We start from the raw sequence: 20,287 nt of genomic DNA, 5'->3' as shown, positions 1-20,287 counted from the left end.
TGCATCCTATGTGAAATTGTCAAACCTTCTGCCTGCTTCAAACCTTCTGCCTGCTTTACTCCTCCTCTCGCACCTGATCCGGTGACAGAATAATCTGCTTCCACTCGTCAGGTTTCTTTTTCTGCATATGCTTTGCATACAGCATAAATGGAACCCCCAGAGCAAAGTAAAGTCCCACAGCCATCCAGCCGCCCAGATCCATGCTTTTCGCGCAGGTGTAAATGACCCAGATTGTAAAGACTACGGAAATACACCCGAGAACTTTTCCGTGCTTTACCTTATACGGACGCTCCCAGTGGGGCTTTGTCTTTCTGAGTTTTAAGAAAGATACAGATACACCGAAATAAATAATTCCGGCAGAAAGCCCTGTTATCGTGAAAATGTAATTGATCCACGCTTCCGGTGCGAACACAGTAAAGTAAAGAGAAAGAATTCCGATTACGATATTGGCCTTCCATGGCTGTCCATAGCGGTTAATGGAAGCAAAGGTCTTTGAAAACTGTCCCTGCTTCGCCCCTCCATAGAGAGTTCTGGAGGCGCTGAGCCAGAATCCCGACAGGGTTGTAATACAGGTACCGATTCCCATCACCACAATCACAAGCCCCAGCCAGTGCATTCCCAGCATATCGGCCACTCTCGGATCGACGATATCGGTCTGCTGCATCCACTCATCTGTGACAATTCCGCCCACTGCGATAATGGCCAGTCCATAGATCAGGAAGGTCAGGAACATACTGGATATGAACGCAATCAGCAGCTTTTTCTTCGGAATTTTCGACTCCTCCACAAGCTGAGGAATCATATCAAATCCCTGAAACTTCATAATCAGAAGTCCTACGCCCATCGTATACCCCGTAAACCCGGACGGAAACCATGGTCTGAGATTATCGAAGCTCCACTGATCGCTGAAAATGAAGATGAATGACGCACAGATGGAAATAGCCAGAGTGCTCCAAAACAAAATATTCTGTATTTTGGCCAGAAACTTAATTTCCAGATTTGTAAGCAAAAACCATATGACTATGATCGAGGCTGCGATGATCTTAATCTGGATAAAGGTTACCGGAAACAGATAGGACAGCATGCTGGAAATTCCGAATGCCACGGAGGGCATTGCCACAATGTATAAAAGCACCAGCGCCCAGCAGGAAAACCATCCCACATTCCATCCAAATGCATTGGAGATCCACACATTTTCTCCGCCTGCATAGGGCAGCATACTCGTCATCTCTGAATAAATCAAGCACAGCGGAAGTACCAGAATACAGCATGTCAGAAGAGAAAATACTGCCCCCGTGCCTGATATTTCAAACCAGTACTTAATTTCTACCATCCAGGCGGCAATCATTCCCCCGGCCGCCATCGCTATAATCTGTGAAAGGCTCAATTCTTTTTTTAATTTTTCTTTCATAGGCATCTCCCCCCGGATTTCCCGTGCCTCGGCCCTTCGGCCTTCCTGCAGCAGCTTTTAAACTGCTGCTCTTCTACTTCGCTGTTTTCAATACCTCCAGCGTCTCATCTGTACTCAGTACATTGCAGTAAAGAATGTTCATGATTTTCAGCTCCATGTCATGCAGCTCCATATCAGGCGCTGCACAGCAGTCCTCCACGCAGATAATCTGAAATCCCTGATCTGCCAGAACGCGAACGCTGGAAGCCACGCACTGATCCGTCACAATACCTGTGACAACAACTGTATCAATCCCCATATTGTGCAGAAGCTGCGTATAGTTCGTTCCCAGAGAAACACTGTCCGTAGTTTTATTCACCACGATCTCATCCGGCAGAGGGGCCAGCTCATCCACCATCTCTGCCTCTCTCGAATTAATTGGAAGATAGATATTATTCCAGCCGTAGGTGCTCTGTACCCTGGAGCGGTCTCTTCCGTTTTCTTTCAGGCAGGCAATTCTGCCGTATGTAACCTCCATGTCATTTTCCCTGAAATAGTCAATCAGGCGCCGGATATTTGGCACCACTACCTGATCCAGCCGATCGTGGTAGGGAATCCAGCGCTCCTCATCTCCCGCCTCCTTCGCTTTCAGATAATCCCCGCAATCCCTGTTAACAAACTCCTTCTGCATGTCGATCACGAGAAGCGCCGTTTTTTTCTTGTCGAGTTCCATATCAGGCACTTCTTCCATCCCCTGGTAGTAAAAGGACACATATTTGGGATTAATTTTCATACATTTACCTCCTCCTATTTTACTTTTACTTTTAATAAAAGCATATTTTATGTTATTTTTTGTATTTTGTCTATAAATTAAAAAATACAACTAATAAATAGCAAGATATTACATGCAGTCAATTTATTTATCCTTTGTTTCTTTTAGATATTATCATTTTATTGACAATATTTGCCATTTATTGGCAATATATTTATGTCAAACGTGACAAAAATTTTGAATTATTCATATAATGCTGCTGTTCATATTTTGTTTGCACTTTATTCTGATATATCTATGACTTGAAATTTGTTTTTAGAATATTTCATATCAAGACTATTAAGAAAAGATGCATCTGCCCCGCAAAAGTCTTTTCCCTGATGCATCTTCAGCAGATATGCTTCCTGATTCAATAGATAAAAAAATATGGAGCAAAGCGGACCAGTCCCCCACTCACGAGGGCTGTCCGCTCTGCAGGCCGGGCGCGGCTGCGAAGCAGCCGTTTCCATAGGGACGAGTAATCATCGGCAGCGAGGCTTTTGATTCTTTTACAGGAGCCCTGCCAGTGTCCCGAGCCAGTAGGCCATGCCTAAAAGCCACGATACAAATATCCCATACAGAATCACAGGGCCTGCGATTGTAAAGATCTTGCATCCAATTCCAAACACCTGACCTTCTGCCTTATATTCGATTGCCGGAGCGGCCACTGAATTGGCAAAGCCGGTAATGGGGACCAGCGCCCCGGCTCCGGCGAATTTGACAAGTTTTGGATAGATATTCAGGCCTGTCAGGAGGACACTGGCGCCGATGAGGCTTAGAAGTGTCCAGGCAGAGGCTGTTTCCTGATCCATTCCTCTCCCCATAAACAGATTGGTCAGAAGCTGACCGGCTGTGCAGATTGCCCCTCCTACCAGGAAAGCTCTGACCATATTGAGGGGGAGACTGTGGGTCGGAGTTATCTCTTTTACATATTTTCCATATTCCTTCTTATCTATTTCCATTTTTCCGCCTTTCTCTGATTCCTCTTTCTTTTATTCCGCCGTCATTTTAGGAGCCTCCGCCTCCGAAGCCCTTGTAAAAGTAGAGCAGGGAACCTGTCATCTTGCCCAGTGCGATGGACAGTGTCATGTACTGGATTCCCACTGACAGCCGGAGACGCCGGTTCAGAACGGGAACCGCCTTCACCGTTTCCGCCAGGGACATGACCAGGCAGCCGATGAAAGCGCCGAAGCTCAGCCCGGCAAGTCCAAGAAGGGTAAGCCCCAGAACATGGCCGGCTGCCGGAATGCTCCCGATGGGAATGGGAAATTCCAGCAGATCCAGGGCGTTTCCGATGGAGCCTCCCAGGATCAGAAGTGTTTCATAGAGCATAATGTGGCGCCTTGTCTTTGTCTTATCGATTACTCTCGGAAATACCCCTATGATTGCCAGAAAGGCGAAGATTCCGGCCGCTATGACTCCGCCTGCCGTAATCCCTGCAAAGGCCAGAAAAAGCTGCTTAAGTAACGTCATTTCGCGACTCCTTTCTGCTGTCATTCTGTATCAGGGTTTTGTTTACATTGTCCTCATAGAGCCGCATCTCTACCTCAAGAGGCGTGGGATCTGTGTTGATCTTCTTTTTCGCAAAGTGATTGAAAAACACAGTGATTCCAAGGGCAAGCCCCAGGGAGTAGGACAGCTCCAGAACCGTCACTCCCTCCGGCTGTCTTCCCATCACCAGCGTATAGACCTCACGAAACACATCTGTAACGCTGGCGTCATTGTTAAAGGTCATGATGGCGAACATGGCTCCGAAAAAGCAGATCAGACAGGCCGCTCCCGTTTTTGTCCATTCCCATGCATAGACAGGCGCCTTCGGAGGCACATAGGATATGATAAAATCCGTTTCTCCCACGCTGGACACGGAGAGGGAGGGATCTAACTCCTCAATCTTTTTTATGACATCCAGCACATTCCCCATATAGCGGCGGGCCTCATGGGACTTTATGGTCCGGATCTTCAGCGCCTTCACTCTGTTTAATGTGGCCTCGTCGCTGCAGTATACGCCGGCAATGTCATCGAGAAATACGTCCTTTTTGTGAACCTGGGTGATCTGGCTCAGGCAGATAAATACATTCTGTCCCATCAGGCGCCCATCTCCCTGTCTGTCTGTCCGGCCTCCACGAAGGTGCCATGCATCTGCGACTGGTAATTCATATCAAACAGGCAGAACCAAATCACACCCAGGATCAGTACCAGGCAAATCAATGCCAGGACAGCCCCGGCCTTTCCTTTAATAAAATTCATATTCCCACTTCCTTTTTGTATGATTTCAGTTTCTTTAACCGTTAGTATGGAGGCAAAGCCATTTTTTTATTCAAACTTTCTTTTTGAGACTGACGGGGCTTTTGTTCTGCCTGAAACGGATGAACAAAAAAACGGCAGCTCCCCAATAAGAAAGAATCCAGTGCGATCCCCGCGGAGCGTTTTCATATAACAGGGAACGAAGTTTCCTGTTATATGAAAAAGGGCCGGATAGTCAGTCCAGCCCAAATTCCTCTCTCATTTTTTTCAGTATTCTCTTTTCCATCCTTGACACCTGCACCTGGGAAATGCCCATCTGTCCGGCGATTTTTGTCTGGGTCTGCCCGTAAAAATACCGCCGCACAATCAGTTCCCTCTCCTTCTCTCCCAGGGAGCCCAGCAGTTTTTTTAATACCATCCGGTCCAGCACCTCTTCGTTTTCCCGGCTCTCCTGGGAAAGCCGGTCCAGGAGGGACAGATTTGTGTCATCCCCGCCTGCCGGGGCGTAAAGTGATTCCACCTGGGCGCCTGCCTCCAGCGACGCTGCCACCTCCTCGCGGCTTGCCCCCACGCTTCCGGCAATCTCCTCCAGCGTCGGTTCCCGTCCCAGGGTTCCTGCCAGCTTTTCCCTGGCAGCACTCACCTTGATCCCCATCTCCTTTACAGAGCGGCTCACCTTGATCATTCCGTCATCTCTCAGGAAACGCCTTATCTCCCCGGCAATCATGGGCACCGCATAGGTGGAAAACCGCACATCGTAGGAGGTGTCAAATTTATCGATAGCCTTGATAAGGCCGATGCTTCCAATCTGAAAGAGATCCTCCGTCTCACATCCTCTGCCGGCGAACCTCCGCACTATGCTCCAGACCAGCCCCATATTCTCTTCTACCAGCCGATCTCTGGCTGCTTTATCCCCACCGTGAGCCAGCATAATCAGACGGATGGTTCCGTCTGCCTTTCCTGTCCCCTCCATAGCCTCACCTGCCGACTGTCTTTTTTAATGTTACAGTGGTTCCCTTGCCAGGCTCCGATTCCACCTTCACCTCATCCATAAAAGCCTCCATAAAGGAAAAGCCCATGCCGGAGCGTTCTCCTGAAAGGTCTGTAGTGTACATGGGCTCCATGGCCTTCTCTATGTCCGGAATTCCCACTCCCAAATCCCGCACGATGACGGTAGCTTCCTGTCCGGCAATCCCTGTTTCTATGTAGATCGTTCCTTCTCCTCCCTGGTACCCGTGTATCACTGCATTGGTGACAGCCTCGGAAACAGCCGTCTTTATATCGTCCATCTCCTCCACGGTCGGATCCAGACGGCTTAAAAACACTGCCACTGCCACCCTGGCAAACTCCTCGTTTTCCGAACGGCTCTCAATCTCCATTTTCATCCACTCAGGCTCTCTCCTCTTTTCTTCCATTACTTTCTGCATGGCTCTCTCCTTTCCGGGCGCCCTTCCATGGCTGCCTCCTTCGTATCATATCCCTTCACAATCCCCGCAATTCCTCCTATGGCGAGAATTCTCTTTACCTGCCTTCCGGCTCCATAGTAGGCCACCGTCCCGGCGCTCCCCTTCATCTGCTTGTAGCGTCCCAGAAGCACCCCGATTCCGGAGCTGTCCATAAACTCCGTCCTGGTAAAATCAAAAACCAGCCGCGTAATATAATTTTCTGCCAGCAGCAGATCCGTCTCGTTTTTCAAAATTGTGCAGTTATGGTGATCGATCTCCCTTGGCAGATGGATCACCAGCGTCTGCCCTGCTGCCTCGTATGTAAAAGCCTGTCCCACCTTGTTCTCCCCTTTCTGTTTTCTTTCCTGTTCTGACGTATCTCTCTTCATATCTCTCTTCGTTTCCCGCCCGGCCGATTGACCCATCATTGACGCATCAGCAGCCTCCCTCCCGGATCCAGTATGCCCTTTTTTCCTTCATTTATTCACCAGGATCTCAGAAATCTCTCCTGCTTTTGCGCCGCAGTGCGATCCTCGCGGAGCTTTTTTATATAACAGGGAACAAAGGTTCCTGTTATTCAAGAAGAATCCTGCTTCGCAGGATTCTCCGCCTGCGGCGGGTCGCGAAAGCGACATTTCCTTTCCGCCGCAGTGCGATCCTCGCGGAGCTTTTTTATATAACAGGGAACAAAGGTTCCTGTTATTCAAGAAGAATCCTGCTTCGCAGGATTCGCCGCCTGCGGCGGGTCGCGAAAGCGACATTTCCTTTCCGCCGCAGTGCGATCCTCGCGGAGCTTTTTTATATAACAGGGAACAAAGGTTCCTGTTATATAAAAAAAGACACTGCAAAAGAAACAGTTTCTCTTACAGTGTCTTAATTTCCGATTATCTGTGGGTATCTGCCCCTCTCCCAGGAGACAGTCCAGACTATTCAGCCGCTGTCTGTGCTTCGCTTTCCCCGGCAGCCTGGGTCTCCCCTGCCGCCGGCTGCTGCCCTGCGGCAGACTGAACATACGGCGCCAGCTCTGTCAGCTGGTTTCTGGCTTTTTCTGCGTACTCAGAATCTCCGTACTGGGTGCTCACCTGGGTGAAAAGCTCTACTGCCTTTGCAAAATCCTGCTTGGAACGGTAAATCATTCCCATGTTGAACAGCACGTTCGGATTGTCCGGCCGGATAGTCAGACAGGTGTTGTAATAGTTCAGCGCATCGTCCATCCTTCCGGCTGACCACATGGTGTAGGCCAGATCCTCCAGGGTCTGATAGCCGTTGGTCTCAATGTCCTGCTTGATTCCATTGGCGATAGCCAGCACCTCCTCGTCCGTAAAGATAGACGGGTTAAAGCCCGGATACAGGGTGACGGCTCCCGTCAGGTCATTGTTCCGGTAGGCCTGAAGCATCTTTACGAGAATCGCATACTGATTTACCTGGCTGTCGTTGCTGTTTAAGGCCTCATCCAGCTTCTGCTCTGCTGTCTCCTTGTCGCTCTGCGCCTGGGCCATCTGGCCGTTTAAGCTGTCGATCTCCTCATTGCGCTGGTTCAGCTTCTCCTCATAGCGCAGGATTTCCTGATTGTGCTCATTGTTCAGAGCCTTAATCCTGGTAGGCATGACGAGGAAAAAGATAACCATGGCACCCAGGGCAAGGCCGGCCACAATATTCAGAATCGACTGCCAGCCCGTATTTTCCTTGTAGGACGGCGGGATAATTACATCGTCATCCTGCATCTTTTTGTGGGAAAATGCATTTTTCAGCTTTCTGCGCTCCACATCCGCCCTTCCCGTCCTGGCCTTCACAATGGACATGTACCAGGAGGCCTTAGGGTTGTTTTTGTCAATCTTTAAAACCCTCATCAGGGATTTTCCCGCTTTTGTGTACGTTCCTCTGCTCATGTAGAGCACCGCCAGGAGCAGATGAGCTTTTATAAAGTTCGGATTGACCTCCACCACCTTTGTGAGCTGCAGCACAGCCAGATCGTCGTCTCCGGCCTGCGCCTGAAGAAGAGCCTGGTTATACCGTTTTACATTCTGGCTCACCACATCCAGGCGCTCCGGCTTTCTCTGAATCTGATCCAGATAATAGTCGGCCCTGTTGTCCTGCTCCTTGAAATTCATGCTGATGACCCACTGCACCAGAGCGTCTGATACCTCGCCCATCTCATAGTAAATGAGTCCCAGAAGATTCCTGGCATCAATATGGTACTTATTTAACATCAGACATTTTTTTAAGGCCTCTGCGGCCCCCGTAAGGTCACGTATTTTGGCCCGCTCCAGCCCCACATTGTAAAAACCGTTGGCAGCCAGGCGGATTTTCTTTAACTGATCCATGCTTCTTACCGCTCTTTCACCTGTTTAAGTACTTCCATCACAATATCTGACATATCTGTCAGATCGCTCTTTACAATCGCCTCCCCGATGTCCTCCACCTCAAGGCTCGGCTGAAAGCGGCTGATTTCCTCATCGAAATCAATCATGGTCTCTCTATCTTTCGCCATAATGGTTCCTCCTTATCACATCTTTCATTTCCCCGATCAGATACAGGGAGCCGGCACAGAATACGGTGTCCTCCTCCCCCTTCTCATCAAGGGCTGTCAAAAGCGCCTCTTCTGCAGACGGCCTGACAAACAGCCTGGGCCCATGGCCGCCGGCCTTTGCCATGGCTTCCCTGGAAGCCTCCTCCAGCCTGTGGATGTCAAGTCCGCGTCCATAGGCGATCTGAGTCAGAATCAGCACATCCGGGGCAAACTCCCTCAGGAGTATCTCGGCCATCTCCCTGTACTCCTTGTCAGACGAGACGGCAAAAAGAAGAATTTTCCTCTTTCCGGAAAGCGACGCAGCCGCACGGGCAAAGGCGCGGATTCCTCCCTCATTGTGAGCTCCGTCCAGATATACCCCGGGCATAATCTCCTCCATCCGTCCGGGCCACACGGTTTTCTGAAGCCCCTCGCGGACAGCCCTTTCGGGAATGCCGAGAATTTCTGCCGCCTGCACTGCCAGCATTGCGTTGACCGCCTGGTACTGGGCGGCGAAGGGAATTTCCAGGGGCTCCTCTCCGTTTTTCCTGATAAACAGATGCCCGTCTTTTAAGACAGACTCAGAAAAGCTGTCTGTGCCCACGGCCCTAGCCGGGCTTTTCAGCTCCCTTGCCCTGTCCCGGATCACCGCCGCTGCCGCAGGATCGGTACTGTCGTAGACAACCGGCACGCCAGGCTTTATAATTCCTGCCTTCTCCCCTGCGATCAGCTCCACCGTATTCCCCAGATATTCCATGTGGTCAAGGCTTATGGAGGTGATCACGCAGAGAGTGGGCCTGTCCACCGCATTCGTAGCATCCAGGCGCCCTCCAAGGCCTGTTTCCACCACAGCCGTAAATCCTTTCCTGCTCTGCATCATAGCCGCAAACATCAGGAACAGGAATTCAAAATAGGTTGGATGGGTAAGCCCCAGACTCTGAAGCCTGCAGAGACCTTCCCTCACCCTGTAAAAGGCCTGCAGAAACTCCTTCTCCCCTGCCTGCTCCCCGTCAAAGCAGAACCGTTCTCTGACACTGACCAGGTGGGGCGAGGTGAATACCGCCGTATGCTCTCCCGCCTCTCTCAGGATGGAGGAGAGGAAGGCGCAGACTGAGCCCTTTCCGTTTGTCCCGGCCACATGGATCAGCCGGATTTTGTCGAGAGAAAGCCCCATAGCTTTCATCATAGCGCGTATATCATCAAGGCTGTGCTTTTCTCTGGAGAATTTCGGGATCCCGTCCAGATACTGCTCTGCCTCTCTGCAGGCATCCGGGCTGTACTCCTCTCCCCTGCCTGCGCCTGTCTTATTGTTCTCTGTCATCTTATCATCATTTTTCATTTTGTCCGATTCTGTCCTCCTTTGGCCAGGCAAGGCCATGCTGAAACAGAATGCGCCGGAAGCGGACCGTACAGAAAGCCGTCTCCTGCGATTTTACTCTTTTGTCCATCTCTCTATTATAATATAAGCCTGTCATTATGCAAGGAGTTTATTTCGGTAAATTTTCCTGTTTCTCGACAGGAGGGCAGGAAATAATCCCGCAAACCCTTTTTTCTGTCTGCGCCTGGCCGTCCTGGCGGCAAATGTTTTCCTGCCCCGGCCCATTCCTGCCAGTCTCTTTTTTCTCTGCTGCAAGGCAGACAGGGCGCCTGCATCCATCTGCAGGCGCCCTGTTCTTTTTTGGAGCAGCTCCTTCTTTCTTCTATTGCTATCTGTCTTTAAATATGTCTGCCACAGCCTGCACAATTTTCACAAACACATTCCAGATCCGCTGCAGGGGACCCTCCTCCTTCTGGGAAGCAGCCTCCAGATCCGCTGTGTCATCCCCCAGGGCTTCCTCATCGATCTCGTCCGTCCTCAGCACAATCTGGATACTGTGAGGCGACGGGTTCTTTCCGGATGTGAAGGATACCAGAGGCGCCTCCGGATCCATGTTGAGAAAATTATTTTCCTCCTCATATTTGTCGAGCTGTTCGTCCAGCGTGTTCTTCATATTTCGGCTGGCCGACCTGACGTTTTTCAGATTTTCGATTGCCGTCAGGCTGTTTCCCAGGAGGCTCTGCATCCCAGAGAGCGTCTGCCTTGTGCCGTTGTCCAGAGAATCTCCCGCTGCCGTCAGCGTGTCATTGACAATCCTGAGAACCCTCTCCGTACTCCCCATGGTTCTGGACAGCCGGTTCAGAAACTCCTCTGTGGCTCCCAGGGCGTCAAGCATGGAGGGAACATAGCTGTCCACGGTATCGATGAGCACTCTCGAATCATCCAGAAGGTTCACCAGCTGATCCGTGCAGCTTCTCAGCTCATTGACCGTTTTTGCGGTATCCTCTCCTGCCTCTCCCACCAGACTGCACAGACCGCCTATCCTTTGCATCAGGGCCCCGGCCTTCGCGATTGTCTCGTCTGAACTTCCCAGAATCTCCTTTATCTTCTGCAAAAGAGCAGCCACATCGGCGCTGTAGGCAGTTCCAGGAAGTGTCTCCAGGTCTGCCTCCACCTCGTCTGCGTACTCCGAAAGTTCGTCCTGCCACTCCTCAAAGCTCGCGTCATTATCGCCTCCGGACCCGGGTTCTCCCGACGGTCCGGTCTTTTCCTCCTCAAAGAGAACCCCATCCTCTTCCAGGGAAAACGCCTGAACTTCCCTCTCATTTGAAGCCGCATTTCCCGGCGTAGCCTTTCCCGGCACATCGCCCTTATGGCCTGTATTGCCCTCTTCTGTTTCATCGTCCCTTTGGCCGCCGCTTTCCCTGTCATACCGGAAGGAATCTGCATGCTCAAGGGCCTCCTCAAGTTCCTCCCAGTCATCAGCGGCAGCTTCCCGGCTGGCGCCTGCCCCGGCACTCATCTGGGCAAGGATTGTCAAAAGTTCCTCAATCTGGGCGGATTTTCTGGCTATCTCCCCTGCAATCTGCCTCTGCTCCTCCTGGGTGATCCCTGCCCCAATCTGCTCTGACGCGGTTTCCAGGGAATTTCTGAGGGACTTCAGCCGGTCGTAGAGATCGTCCAGCTCATCCTGCATATCCCCCATTGTATTGTAAATGGAGCGGACGTTGTCATTGATGTCCGTCACGGCATTCTGCGCTGTTTCCAAATAGGGAATCAGGCTGGTAGTCTGCTCGGTGAGGGATGCCAGATCATTCAGCGCCTGGACGGACCCCTCTTCCAGGGCTTTCCGGCTGGCGGAGAGCACCTTGCGTCCCTGCTCCAGACTGCCCATTCCGCCCTGCAGCTCCTTCACGCCGCTCTCCATCGCCTCAAAGGCGCCTAACAGCTCATCGAAGCTCTCATACAGCTCATCCCCGCTTTCCCGCCATGTATCCTTGGCCTCCTTCAGATCGGCGATATGGTCAAAGGCATCGGCCGTCCCCGGCACCATCATCATGACAATTCCCGCGCTCTCAAAGCTGTCCGTGCCGAGCCTTACCGTGTAGTCCCCCTCCTCTCCCGGCAGGGCCAGAAACACAGCTGCGGAAGAATTTCCCACAGACTGAAGCTGGGCGCCGGGAGCGTCGACGCTGTAGCATTTCGACAGGTCGGCCGGAACGGCAACCATCAGCATCAGGTTATTTCTGAAGTAGGCCGCAGCCTTCTTGTTGGGCGTGGCCTTCACATGAATCTCCACCAGACCGGACGCTCCGTTCAGCGTTTTCGGTTCCGCCTCCAGGCCATTCAGTTTATAGGATACGTCAAATTTCCACGGAAGCTCCATCTGCCCCTCCGGCAGGGTGCACTGGTAATAGAACCTCTGATTCCTGTCGGGAAAGGTCCACGTTACACTGCCGTCTTTTAGAACCGGCTGGGCGCCGTCCGTCATGTTGATTACCTTTTCGTATGTACCATAGTCTGTATAATCCGTCACTCCGTTTGTGGTGCAGCCCTTGACTACGTTCATCTGCGTCTCTTTTCCATAGTAGTCCAGGTTCACATACATGGTTTCGTCCACCTGTACCCGCGGAGCAGCTCCGTAAGCTGAAAAGGGTATAGCTGTCACAAGCATGACGGCCGCCATGCACGACGCGAGCAGGCGTTTTCCTGCACGGGAGCTGCCCTTAAAAAGCAGCCGGATTCTGAATCTTGTGAATCTATTTTTCATGGCTGAAAGGCCTCCTTCTCTGTTTCCTGCATTTTTCTTCCTGGCCGCTTTCTTCCGTCTCTGCCTCTCTCCCTTTCCTTCTTCTCAGAAGTCTTCGGAGTCTGTCAAACTCATTATCCATTAAGATGTCATCGAACAGGACCAGAAACGCCGGCATCAACGTCAGCACCAGAAGCATGCTGAGGACTGCTCCCCTTCCGATCAGATGGCCCAGATCCCCGATGGCCGCCACAGTGGAAATGAAATGTACCGTATAGCCCACAATCGTCAGGATGGAGCCGGAGGTGAGGACAGCCGGAATACTGCGGTTCAAAGCCATTATGGCCGCCTGTTTCTTGTCGGCCTCCTTCCTGCAGTCCAGATAGTTGCTGGTAGTGAGAATCGCGTAGTCCACCGTCGCCCCCAGCTGGATGCAGCTCACGATAATATATCCCATGAATATCATGGTGTCCCCTGCGATATAGGGGACAGCCATATTAATGAAAATGGCGATCTCAATGGGTATCATGATAATCACCGGTATAATCAGTGATTTAAAGCTGAACATTACCACCAGAAACACGCCGATCAGCGACAGTACATTGACTCTGTCATAGTCCTTTGTGATGGTAGCTTCAATATCCTGGGTGGACGGCGTCGTGCCCACCAGGTAGGAGTCCTTCGGATAATACTTCTTCATAATAGCCTGGATCTCGTCGGAGCATCGATATGCCAGCTCACTCTCCCCCTTTGTTCTCACATAGATCAGGATTCTCGAATACCCGTTTTTGTGGAGCAGCTCTGTCATGGAGCGGGGCAGAAATTCCTCCGGCACCCCGGCCGGCAGAGTCCCCGCCATGGAAGTCACGGACTTGGTGTAGGGAAGTGCTTCCACCTCGTCTGAAAACGCCTTTTCCGTCACCAGGGAGGAATCTGGAACCAGGGCAATCATCATATTGCTGCGGCCGAATTTTCCATTGATAAGCTGCTCATCCTCATAGACCTTCGTCCCCTCGCTGTTGCCCACTGCCTCGTTTCCAAAGAGGAAGGAGTTCATGCCCTGAGCCGTGTAGGCCGGGACTGTGACAATGGCCACAAAGATAAGAACGCCCTTTCTCATGCTGTAAATTCTCCGGCTCAGGCGGTCAAATTCCGGCAGGAACGGACGATGGGCCGTCCTCTCTATGAGAACCGTTGTCCTCAGAATCATGGCGGGCATGAAGAGCACCACCGTCAGAAGGCTTAAGACAATTCCCTTGGCCAGTACAATTCCCATGTCAAAACCGATGCTGAATTTCATAAAGGTCAGCACAATGAATCCCACAATCGTCGTCAGGCTGCTGGCAAAGATGGATCGGAGGGCCTCGTCGATGGCATTTCTGAGGGCCTCTGTCTGAGAAAGCCCCTTCTTCTTCTCCCTGGTGAAGGCATGGATCAGAAAGATGGAATAGTCCATGGAAACAGCCAGCTGCAGAACTGCCGACACGCTGTCCGTCAGAAAAGAAACCTCCCCCAGAAAAATATTCGTCCCCTTATTGATGACAATGGCAACCCCCATGATGGTGAGATAGAGCACAGGCTCAAACCAAGAATTGGTGGTTATGCACAGGATCACGAAGATCATGATCACTCCCAGCGTCAGGATCATGGCCATCTCTCTCGTTACATTCTCCTCCAGGGACTTGTTCTGAACAGCCATTCCGGTGAAGTATCCCTTGTCCCCCAGGATTTTCTCCATCTCATCGATGGCCCTGGACGTCCTCTTGTCCGTATCCCCCTCCACGAAGGTCACGTCCATGACGGCAGAGCCGTCCTTGTAGTAGTCGGCAATGTCGTCTCCGTCGATAAAACTGTCCGCTGAAAATACATCGGTTTCCGTATCCAGCCACAGAATCTGGTCCACACCGTCCACTGCCTCCAGCTGATCCTTGTACTGCTTCGCCTGGTAGAGGGTAACCCCGTCAATCATGATCCGCGCCGTGCCGGGATAACCAAATTTCTCCTCCATCAGATCCAGTCCCTGCTTGGACTGTACCGTGTCGGGCAGATACTCTGTCAGGTCATAATTTACCTCCACAAAAGGAGCTGCTGCCGCTGATATGAGGACAGCGATCAGGAACAGCTTTTCAATAATCCGGTTCTTTTCAATAATAAAGTCAGGAAGGCTGAATTTTTTTCTCTCTCCCCCCGGTATCCCCGCAAACTGCAAACCCTTTCTTTTTATTGCGCGTATAAATCTCAGTATCATAGTCAGAATCTCCTGTCCGTCATGTTTCGGCCTGTCTTATGCAGACCGGACGCGCCTCCGTCTCCCATCTGTTTCTGTATGAACCGCATCTTCTTGGCAGCCCTCGTCTACTTCATGAAAATGACCATATAGTAATCGCGCCCGCCGTCCTCCCTGTGGGCAATGCCCATTTCGCTGTAGTAATCGGGTCTGTCCTTCCTCTTTTTGGCATCCTCCTGCAGGTCGAGGATCTTTTCCTCCGCCTCGTCCGCCCCGTCTGCATTCCGGATGTATACTTCCATGGAGCGGCGGCCGCTGTTGTATCCGATCGCCTTCAGATAGTCAGAAAGCTCACCCTCACCGGGAATGTTCCCGTTTCCATAGCCCTTGTCTCTGGCGGCCTCCAGGCGGTGCTCTGCGATTTCTGTGAGCTTTCCGCTGATAACGTAACTGGCATCCTTATCGTAATTGCGTTTTTCATCCTCGTAATAGTCCTCATCCTCGTCGCCGTCGAAGCTGTCCAGCTTCATCTCATTTAAGTTTGACGCCAGATTCTGGCAGGCCTCGTCATAAAAGCCGATCTCAAAGCTTCCGCCGCCTGAATTCTTCGTCTTTCTGGCGCTCTCCACTCTCCCGCTGTCTGCAAAGGCATAGACTGTCTCTCCCTGGGTCATATGGCCGGTCTGCATTGCACCGCTCTCCCTGAAATAGTAGCTGGCGCCGTCAATGGTTCTCCATCCCACAGCCATAGCCCCCGAGGGGTCCAGATAATACCAGTATCCCTCTGTATTCAGCCACCCTGTTTTCATCAGGCCGTCCTCGCCAAACCAGTACCACTTTCCGTCAATCAGCTGCCACCCGGGAGAAACACTCTGTCCCTGCTGGTTCACGTACCGTACCCCCGACGCGTCTGATATCCAGCTGTAGCCTTCCGCCGCCAGAGCCGTGCCGGCACCTAAGACCGCCAGAGCCGACACTGCCGCAGTGAACCAGACTGAACCCCATCTGAACTTCCTGTATGTTTCTGCCCCTGTTTTTCTCTTCCTTTTGCCCCTTTTCATAGGCCGCCTCCTCACTTTCGCCGTGCTGTTAAAGTCTCTCCTCCCCTGGCACTCCAGTGGGTGGAGGTAATTTCAACACAGTATATGTTATCAGACATTATTCTATTAATTGACATGTGTTGATTTATGAGCTATAATAAATTATACTCACATCGGTAATTTTTGACAATAGTCAGTTTTTAACACTAAGATTATTAATATACATTTTTTATTCTTATGTCTATTAATAAATTTTATTTCCTGATTTTTCTAATAAAAGGCAATGCAGAATCCCGCAGGAGACGTCCGGGCCGTACGCCGGTGTCAGACGCGAAGAGCAGACGGCAGGCGGCTGTCCAGGATGATAATAGATAAGGCAAGACTAACGGAGCGGACAGGGAGGAACTGCAGAGTCGGGCAGAATCAAAAAATAAAAAAGGAGCGTTTGCCATGAAGGAAGAAAATCTTGATCGCAGAATACGGAAAACGAGAAAGGTGATTCGGGAGTGTCTCACCGAACTTCTGAAGGAAAAGCGGATTCAGGATATCACAGTCCGCGAGATTGCGGAGAAGGCAGACATTAACAGGGGAACCTTTTACCTCCATTATAAGGATATCTTTGATCTGATGGAACAGATTGAAAACGAACTGCTGGAGGAGTTAGAGGAGGTTTTAAGGCGGTACCGTGCTTCTGACCTTCTGACCAATCCGGCCGTGGTTTTCACGGAGGTTTTTCATCTTGTAAAGGAAAACAGCGGCATGGTCAGTATTCTCATCGGTGAAAATGGCGATATTAATTTTGTAAACCGGCTTAAGGATATTGTGCGCGAGAAATGTCTGAGGGACTGGATGGAGCTGTTCCGTCCGGAAGTTGCTAAGGAAGAGGGCGTCTGCCAGGGCAGCTCTGCCTTTGAGGCCTACTATGCCTTCACTGTCACCGGCTGTATCGGGCTCGTTCAGTACTGGCTGGATTCCGGGCTCAAAGAATCCCCGGAGGAGCTGGCCTCACTGACAGAGCAGATTATCCTGAAAGGGATCCGGATGTTTGAAAAGGAGCCTGACGCCTAATAGACGCCGGCTCCTCTTCCTGTGAGGGCCGCATCTGCAGCCGGGCTTCGCCTTTTTCTGCCAGCCCTATGGATCTTCTTTTATATCTGCCTCTTTTATATCTTCTTTTATATCTGCTTCCGTTATTGCTGCGTCTCTGCTCTCTGGCTCCTCTTCCTCCACGAATCGGGCCAGCATATCAATAAATTCCCGGTTATTCGGTTTTTCCTTCAGCTCTCTGCCTGCAACTAGGTTCAGCAGTTCTCTGTCTCCATATTTCCATATAACCTCTATCACAGTCCTTATATCTCTTTCCACACATTTGACTGTCGTATTATTTTCCAGGGCCACCTCAAGATAAACGCCCTTCGTGATATAGAGCAGCAGCCTTCTGTCTTTTATACTTTTTGTCACCGCAGCTACGGTAAAATGAAATCCTATATAAGATCCGTTAGCCCCAAGCCGTCTGATAAGATGTTCTACTTTTTTTGCTGTTTTCATCACCATTCTCCCTATTTCTTTATTCCACAGCAAAATATACCCTGATAACGTATGGGAACACAAGAAAATAGCTTCTACATTTTCCGACAGGCAGCGTCGGATTTTGTAGAACAAATCTGCTTGACATGTCTGTAATCTTTGATTTTAAGAAATGGACTTCTGAATTTTCAAAATATGATCCAAATTTGGCTAATATAATTATACTGGATTTCCCGCAAAAATCAATCCTGTTTTTTCATCCCTCCTGTTCTTTTTTTCATTCATCCCTGCACAGCAGCAGACAGCCTTCCGCCGGAAGGCTGTCTGTCTCTTCTGACCGGGCTTTGGCATGCCTCTCCCTACTTTGCAAGCTGGGAAAGACGCTCCTTCACCTGTTCCATCATCTGTGTGTACTTCTCGAGCTTCGCTCTCTCCTCGGCTATCTTTGCCTCAGGCGCGCGGCTGACAAATTTTTCATTGTTCAGCATTCCGTTTACACGGGCAAGCTCCTTCGTAAGTCTCTCTTCCTCCTTTGTGAGCCTCTCGATCTCCTTTTCAATGTCTACCAGCTCCGCAAAGGGCATATAAATTGCAGCGTTGGGGATGACTGCTGAAACTGCATCGTCTGCAATTCCTTCTTTATCCTTCTGAAGATATACTTCGCTTGCATATCCCAGGGTTGCAAAGAATACCTTGCTGTGTTCAAAAATTCCAAGAAGGGCCTCGTCGTTGGAAACCACATAGACCTTTGCCTTCTTGCTCGGCGGCACATTCATGGATGTGCGGACATTTCGGATGGCGCGCACAGCCTCCTTGATGGTCTCCACTGCATGCTCCTCCTCGGCGAAGCTCCACTCCTCCTTAAATACCGGCCAGGAGGAAATCATAATGGAAGGCTCCTCGTCCTGAAGATTGCAGAAGATCTCCTCTGTAATAAACGGCATATAGGGGTGCAGAAGCTTTAAGGACTGGATGAGAACCGTCTTTAAGGTCCAGATGGCCGCTGCCTTCGTGGTGTCCTCGTCACTGTAAAGGCGGGGCTTCACCATCTCAATATACCAGTCGCAGAACTCCTCCCAGATAAAGTCGTAAACCTTCTGGAGGGCAATTCCCAGCTCATATTTGTCCATATTTTCGGTAACATCCTTTGCCAGGGTGTTTACCTTGGAGAGAATCCAGCGGTCTGCCATGGTCAGCTCAGACAGGGATGCCAGAGCTTTCGGCGCCTTCTCAATGTTCATCATAATAAAGCGGGAGGCATTCCATACCTTGTTTGCGAAGTTCCTGCTGGCCTCCACTCTCTCCCAGTAGAAGCGCATGTCATTTCCCGGAGCATTTCCTGTCATCAGGGTCATCCTGAGGGCGTCTGCACCGTACTTGTCAATGACCTCCAGCGGATCGATTCCGTTTCCCAAGGACTTGCTCATCTTGCGGCCCTGGGAGTCTCTTACAAGGCCGTGGATCAGAACGGTGTGGAACGGCTCCTTTCCTGTCTGCTCAAGGCCTGAGAATACCATACGGATAACCCAGAAGAAAATAATATCATAGCCTGTCACCAGCACATCCGTCGGGTAGAAGTACTCGTACTCCGGCGTGGACTCAGGCCAGCCCAGTGTGGAGAACGGCCAGAGGGCGGAGGAGAACCAGGTGTCCAGCGTATCCTCGTCCTGGGTCAGATGGGTGCAGCCGCATTTCGGACACTTCTCCGGCATCTTTTTGGCTACCGTCATCTCACCGCACTCGTCACAGTAGTATGCAGGAATCCTGTGTCCCCACCAGAGCTGTCTGGAGATACACCAGTCGCGGATTCCCTCCAGCCAGTGGAGATACGTCTTTCCGAAGCTCTCCGGAACGAATTTCAGTCTGCCGGATTTCAGCGCCTCCACAGCCGGCTTTGCCATCTCGTCCATCTTCACAAACCACTGGGGCTTTACCATAGGCTCCACCGTTGTCTTGCAGCGGTCGTGGGTGCCTACGTTGTGGGAATGGGGAACGGTCTTCACCAGCAGCCCCTGTTCTTTTAAATCCTCCACCATGGCCTTTCTGGCCTCATAGCGATCCATGCCGAAATATTTTCCGGGCACATTGATGGTGGCATCGTCGTTCATAATGCAGATCTCCGGCAGGTTGTGGCGCTTTCCAACCTCGAAGTCGTTGGGGTCGTGGGCCGGGGTGATCTTCACGCAGCCGGTTCCGAATTCCTTGTCTACATATTCATCGGCAATTACAGGAATCTCCCTGTCTGTCAGCGGGAGCTTCAGCATCTTTCCGATCAGATCTTTGTAGCGCTCGTCCTCCGGGTTTACGGCAACGGCCGTATCTCCAAGCAGGGTCTCCGGACGAGTGGTGGCAATCTCCACAAAGCGGCCTTCCTCCCCCACAATCGGGTAGTTGATATGCCAGAAGAAGCCGTCCTGCTCCTCATGCTCCACCTCTGCGTCGGAGATTGAGGTCTGACATACGGGACACCAGTTGATAATGCGGGAGCCCTTGTAAATATATCCCTTTTCATAGAGCTTTGTGAATACCTCCAGAACTGCGTCGGAGCATCCCTCGTCCATGGTAAACCGCTCTCTGTCCCAGTCTGCGGAGGAGCCTAACTTGTGGAGCTGCTTTACGATGCGGTTTCCATACTCCTCCTTCCACTCCCAGGCCTTTTCGAGGAATCCCTCGCGGCCCAGATCATGCTTGTCAATCCCCTCGCTCTTCAGCTTGTCGATTACCTTCACCTCTGTGGCAATGGCCGCATGATCGGTTCCCGGCTGCCAGAGGGCCTCGTATCCCTGCATCCTCTTATAACGGATTAAAATATCCTGCATGGTGTTGTCCAGGGCGTGTCCCATATGGAGCTGTCCTGTGATGTTTGGCGGCGGCATTACGATGGTGAAGGGCTTCTTTCCCTCCCTCTTTCCGCGCTCTGCATCTGCGTGGAAATATTTGCTGTCCAGCCACTTCTGGTACAGGCGATCCTCAATGTCCGCCGGGTTGTAGTTCTTTTCCAGTTCTTTCATTGTATTCTCCTTGTTT

At 51.1% G+C, this 20,287-nt stretch carries 18 protein-coding genes; 1 reads left to right on the top strand and 17 read right to left on the bottom strand.

Annotated features, from left to right (window positions below; translation table 11 throughout):
• Window positions 1–55 precede the first annotated feature (55 nt).
• The 15 genes from DW757_RS08475 to DW757_RS08410 all read right to left on the bottom strand — a co-directional run bounded on the left by DW757_RS08475 (window position 56) and on the right by DW757_RS08410 (window position 15,754).
• Complete coding sequence (locus DW757_RS08475; protein WP_015573888.1) at window positions 56–1,411, bottom strand: APC family permease; 1,356 nt, start codon at window positions 1,409–1,411, stop codon at window positions 56–58.
• A 73-nt stretch (window positions 1,412–1,484) separates the two neighbouring features.
• Window positions 1,485–2,183 (bottom strand): isochorismatase family cysteine hydrolase, encoded by a 699-nt coding sequence (locus DW757_RS08470; RefSeq protein ID WP_008396158.1) that lies wholly within the window; start codon window positions 2,181–2,183, stop codon window positions 1,485–1,487.
• A gap of 527 nt (window positions 2,184–2,710) precedes the next feature.
• Complete coding sequence (locus DW757_RS08465) at window positions 2,711–3,163, bottom strand: SpoVA/SpoVAEb family sporulation membrane protein (RefSeq protein WP_008396160.1); 453 nt, start codon at window positions 3,161–3,163, stop codon at window positions 2,711–2,713.
• A 46-nt stretch (window positions 3,164–3,209) separates the two neighbouring features.
• Window positions 3,210–3,674, bottom strand: a complete 465-nt coding sequence (locus DW757_RS08460; RefSeq protein WP_008396161.1) for a stage V sporulation protein AB — start codon at window positions 3,672–3,674, stop codon at window positions 3,210–3,212.
• On the bottom strand, window positions 3,661–4,287 hold the full coding sequence (locus tag DW757_RS08455) for a stage V sporulation protein AA (RefSeq protein WP_008396162.1): 627 nt from the start codon (window positions 4,285–4,287) through the stop codon (window positions 3,661–3,663). Before DW757_RS08455 ends, DW757_RS08460 begins: the two co-directional genes overlap by 14 nt.
• Entirely contained in the window at window positions 4,287–4,448 is a 162-nt protein-coding gene (locus DW757_RS17380) for a hypothetical protein (RefSeq protein WP_008396164.1), read from the bottom strand. The genes DW757_RS08455 and DW757_RS17380 overlap by 1 nt, the downstream gene beginning before the upstream one ends.
• A gap of 232 nt (window positions 4,449–4,680) precedes the next feature.
• Entirely contained in the window at window positions 4,681–5,418 is a 738-nt protein-coding gene (locus DW757_RS08450) for a SigB/SigF/SigG family RNA polymerase sigma factor (RefSeq protein ID WP_008396166.1), read from the bottom strand.
• A gap of 4 nt (window positions 5,419–5,422) precedes the next feature.
• On the bottom strand, window positions 5,423–5,872 hold the full coding sequence (gene spoIIAB, locus DW757_RS08445) for an anti-sigma F factor (protein ID WP_008396167.1): 450 nt from the start codon (window positions 5,870–5,872) through the stop codon (window positions 5,423–5,425).
• Complete coding sequence (locus DW757_RS08440; RefSeq protein ID WP_227910222.1) at window positions 5,860–6,279, bottom strand: anti-sigma factor antagonist; 420 nt, start codon at window positions 6,277–6,279, stop codon at window positions 5,860–5,862. The genes spoIIAB and DW757_RS08440 overlap by 13 nt, the downstream gene beginning before the upstream one ends.
• Window positions 6,280–6,816: 537 nt before the next feature.
• Window positions 6,817–8,214 carry a tetratricopeptide repeat protein gene (locus DW757_RS08435; protein ID WP_015573886.1) on the bottom strand — a complete coding sequence of 466 codons (1,398 nt, stop codon included), beginning with the start codon at window positions 8,212–8,214 and terminating at the stop codon, window positions 6,817–6,819.
• A gap of 5 nt (window positions 8,215–8,219) precedes the next feature.
• Entirely contained in the window at window positions 8,220–8,381 is a 162-nt protein-coding gene (locus DW757_RS17375) for a hypothetical protein (protein WP_008396171.1), read from the bottom strand.
• Complete coding sequence (locus tag DW757_RS08430; RefSeq protein WP_015573885.1) at window positions 8,368–9,738, bottom strand: folylpolyglutamate synthase/dihydrofolate synthase family protein; 1,371 nt, start codon at window positions 9,736–9,738, stop codon at window positions 8,368–8,370. The genes DW757_RS17375 and DW757_RS08430 overlap by 14 nt, the downstream gene beginning before the upstream one ends.
• A gap of 367 nt (window positions 9,739–10,105) precedes the next feature.
• A complete protein-coding gene (locus DW757_RS08420; RefSeq protein ID WP_008396173.1) occupies window positions 10,106–12,487 on the bottom strand; it encodes a hypothetical protein in 2,382 nt (793 codons plus the stop codon).
• Window positions 12,477–14,714, bottom strand: coding sequence for an efflux RND transporter permease subunit (locus DW757_RS08415; RefSeq protein ID WP_118751485.1), 2,238 nt, complete (start codon window positions 14,712–14,714; stop codon window positions 12,477–12,479). The genes DW757_RS08420 and DW757_RS08415 overlap by 11 nt, the downstream gene beginning before the upstream one ends.
• A gap of 107 nt (window positions 14,715–14,821) precedes the next feature.
• The gene (locus DW757_RS08410; RefSeq protein WP_118751484.1) at window positions 14,822–15,754 is read right to left on the bottom strand and encodes a cell surface protein; all 933 of its coding nucleotides are present in this window, start codon (window positions 15,752–15,754) and stop codon (window positions 14,822–14,824) included.
• A 429-nt stretch (window positions 15,755–16,183) separates the two neighbouring features.
• Here DW757_RS08410 and DW757_RS08405 point away from each other — a divergent pair, with 429 nt between their 5' ends.
• Complete coding sequence (locus DW757_RS08405) at window positions 16,184–16,801, top strand: TetR/AcrR family transcriptional regulator (RefSeq protein WP_008396177.1); 618 nt, start codon at window positions 16,184–16,186, stop codon at window positions 16,799–16,801.
• 66 nt (window positions 16,802–16,867) lie between these two features.
• Here DW757_RS08405 and DW757_RS08400 read toward each other — a convergent pair whose 3' ends face one another.
• Both DW757_RS08400 and DW757_RS08395 read right to left on the bottom strand, forming a co-directional pair.
• Entirely contained in the window at window positions 16,868–17,281 is a 414-nt protein-coding gene (locus DW757_RS08400; RefSeq protein WP_015573879.1) for a sporulation initiation factor Spo0A C-terminal domain-containing protein, read from the bottom strand.
• A 338-nt stretch (window positions 17,282–17,619) separates the two neighbouring features.
• Window positions 17,620–20,271 carry a valine--tRNA ligase gene (locus DW757_RS08395; protein WP_008396180.1) on the bottom strand — a complete coding sequence of 884 codons (2,652 nt, stop codon included), beginning with the start codon at window positions 20,269–20,271 and terminating at the stop codon, window positions 17,620–17,622.
• Window positions 20,272–20,287 lie beyond the last annotated feature (16 nt).

Origin of the sequence: Clostridium sp. AM29-11AC (assembly GCF_003480545.1) — a bacterium.
GTDB classification, from domain to species: Bacteria; Bacillota; Clostridia; order Lachnospirales; family Lachnospiraceae; genus Otoolea; species Otoolea saccharolyticum_A.
Note: the sequence above shows the minus strand (reverse complement) of the source record. Positions and strands in the feature narration are given on the sequence as shown.

Bases quoted from the DNA above. Each gene is read 5' to 3' on its own strand.
- DW757_RS08430 (WP_015573885.1), bottom strand. From the start codon at position 9,738: ATGAAAAATGATGATAAGATGACAGAGAACAATAAGACAGGCGCAGGC.
- DW757_RS08400 (WP_015573879.1), bottom strand. From the start codon at position 17,281: ATGAAAACAGCAAAAAAAGTAGAACATCTTATCAGACGGCTTGGGGCT.
- DW757_RS08455 (WP_008396162.1), bottom strand. From the start codon at position 4,287: ATGGGACAGAATGTATTTATCTGCCTGAGCCAGATCACCCAGGTTCAC.
- DW757_RS08410 (WP_118751484.1), bottom strand. From the start codon at position 15,754: ATGAAAAGGGGCAAAAGGAAGAGAAAAACAGGGGCAGAAACATACAGG.
- DW757_RS08460 (WP_008396161.1), bottom strand. From the start codon at position 3,674: ATGACGTTACTTAAGCAGCTTTTTCTGGCCTTTGCAGGGATTACGGCA.
- DW757_RS08420 (WP_008396173.1), bottom strand. From the start codon at position 12,487: ATGAAAAATAGATTCACAAGATTCAGAATCCGGCTGCTTTTTAAGGGC.
- DW757_RS08465 (WP_008396160.1), bottom strand. From the start codon at position 3,163: ATGGAAATAGATAAGAAGGAATATGGAAAATATGTAAAAGAGATAACT.
- DW757_RS08440 (WP_227910222.1), bottom strand. From the start codon at position 6,279: ATGAAGAGAGATACGTCAGAACAGGAAAGAAAACAGAAAGGGGAGAAC.
- DW757_RS08405 (WP_008396177.1), top strand. From the start codon at position 16,184: ATGAAGGAAGAAAATCTTGATCGCAGAATACGGAAAACGAGAAAGGTG.
- DW757_RS08435 (WP_015573886.1), bottom strand. From the start codon at position 8,214: ATGGATCAGTTAAAGAAAATCCGCCTGGCTGCCAACGGTTTTTACAAT.
- DW757_RS08395 (WP_008396180.1), bottom strand. From the start codon at position 20,271: ATGAAAGAACTGGAAAAGAACTACAACCCGGCGGACATTGAGGATCGC.
- DW757_RS08450 (WP_008396166.1), bottom strand. From the start codon at position 5,418: ATGGAGGGGACAGGAAAGGCAGACGGAACCATCCGTCTGATTATGCTG.
- spoIIAB (WP_008396167.1), bottom strand. From the start codon at position 5,872: ATGCAGAAAGTAATGGAAGAAAAGAGGAGAGAGCCTGAGTGGATGAAA.
- DW757_RS08415 (WP_118751485.1), bottom strand. From the start codon at position 14,714: ATGATACTGAGATTTATACGCGCAATAAAAAGAAAGGGTTTGCAGTTT.
- DW757_RS08475 (WP_015573888.1), bottom strand. From the start codon at position 1,411: ATGAAAGAAAAATTAAAAAAAGAATTGAGCCTTTCACAGATTATAGCG.
- DW757_RS08470 (WP_008396158.1), bottom strand. From the start codon at position 2,183: ATGAAAATTAATCCCAAATATGTGTCCTTTTACTACCAGGGGATGGAA.
- DW757_RS17375 (WP_008396171.1), bottom strand. From the start codon at position 8,381: ATGGCGAAAGATAGAGAGACCATGATTGATTTCGATGAGGAAATCAGC.
- DW757_RS17380 (WP_008396164.1), bottom strand. From the start codon at position 4,448: ATGAATTTTATTAAAGGAAAGGCCGGGGCTGTCCTGGCATTGATTTGC.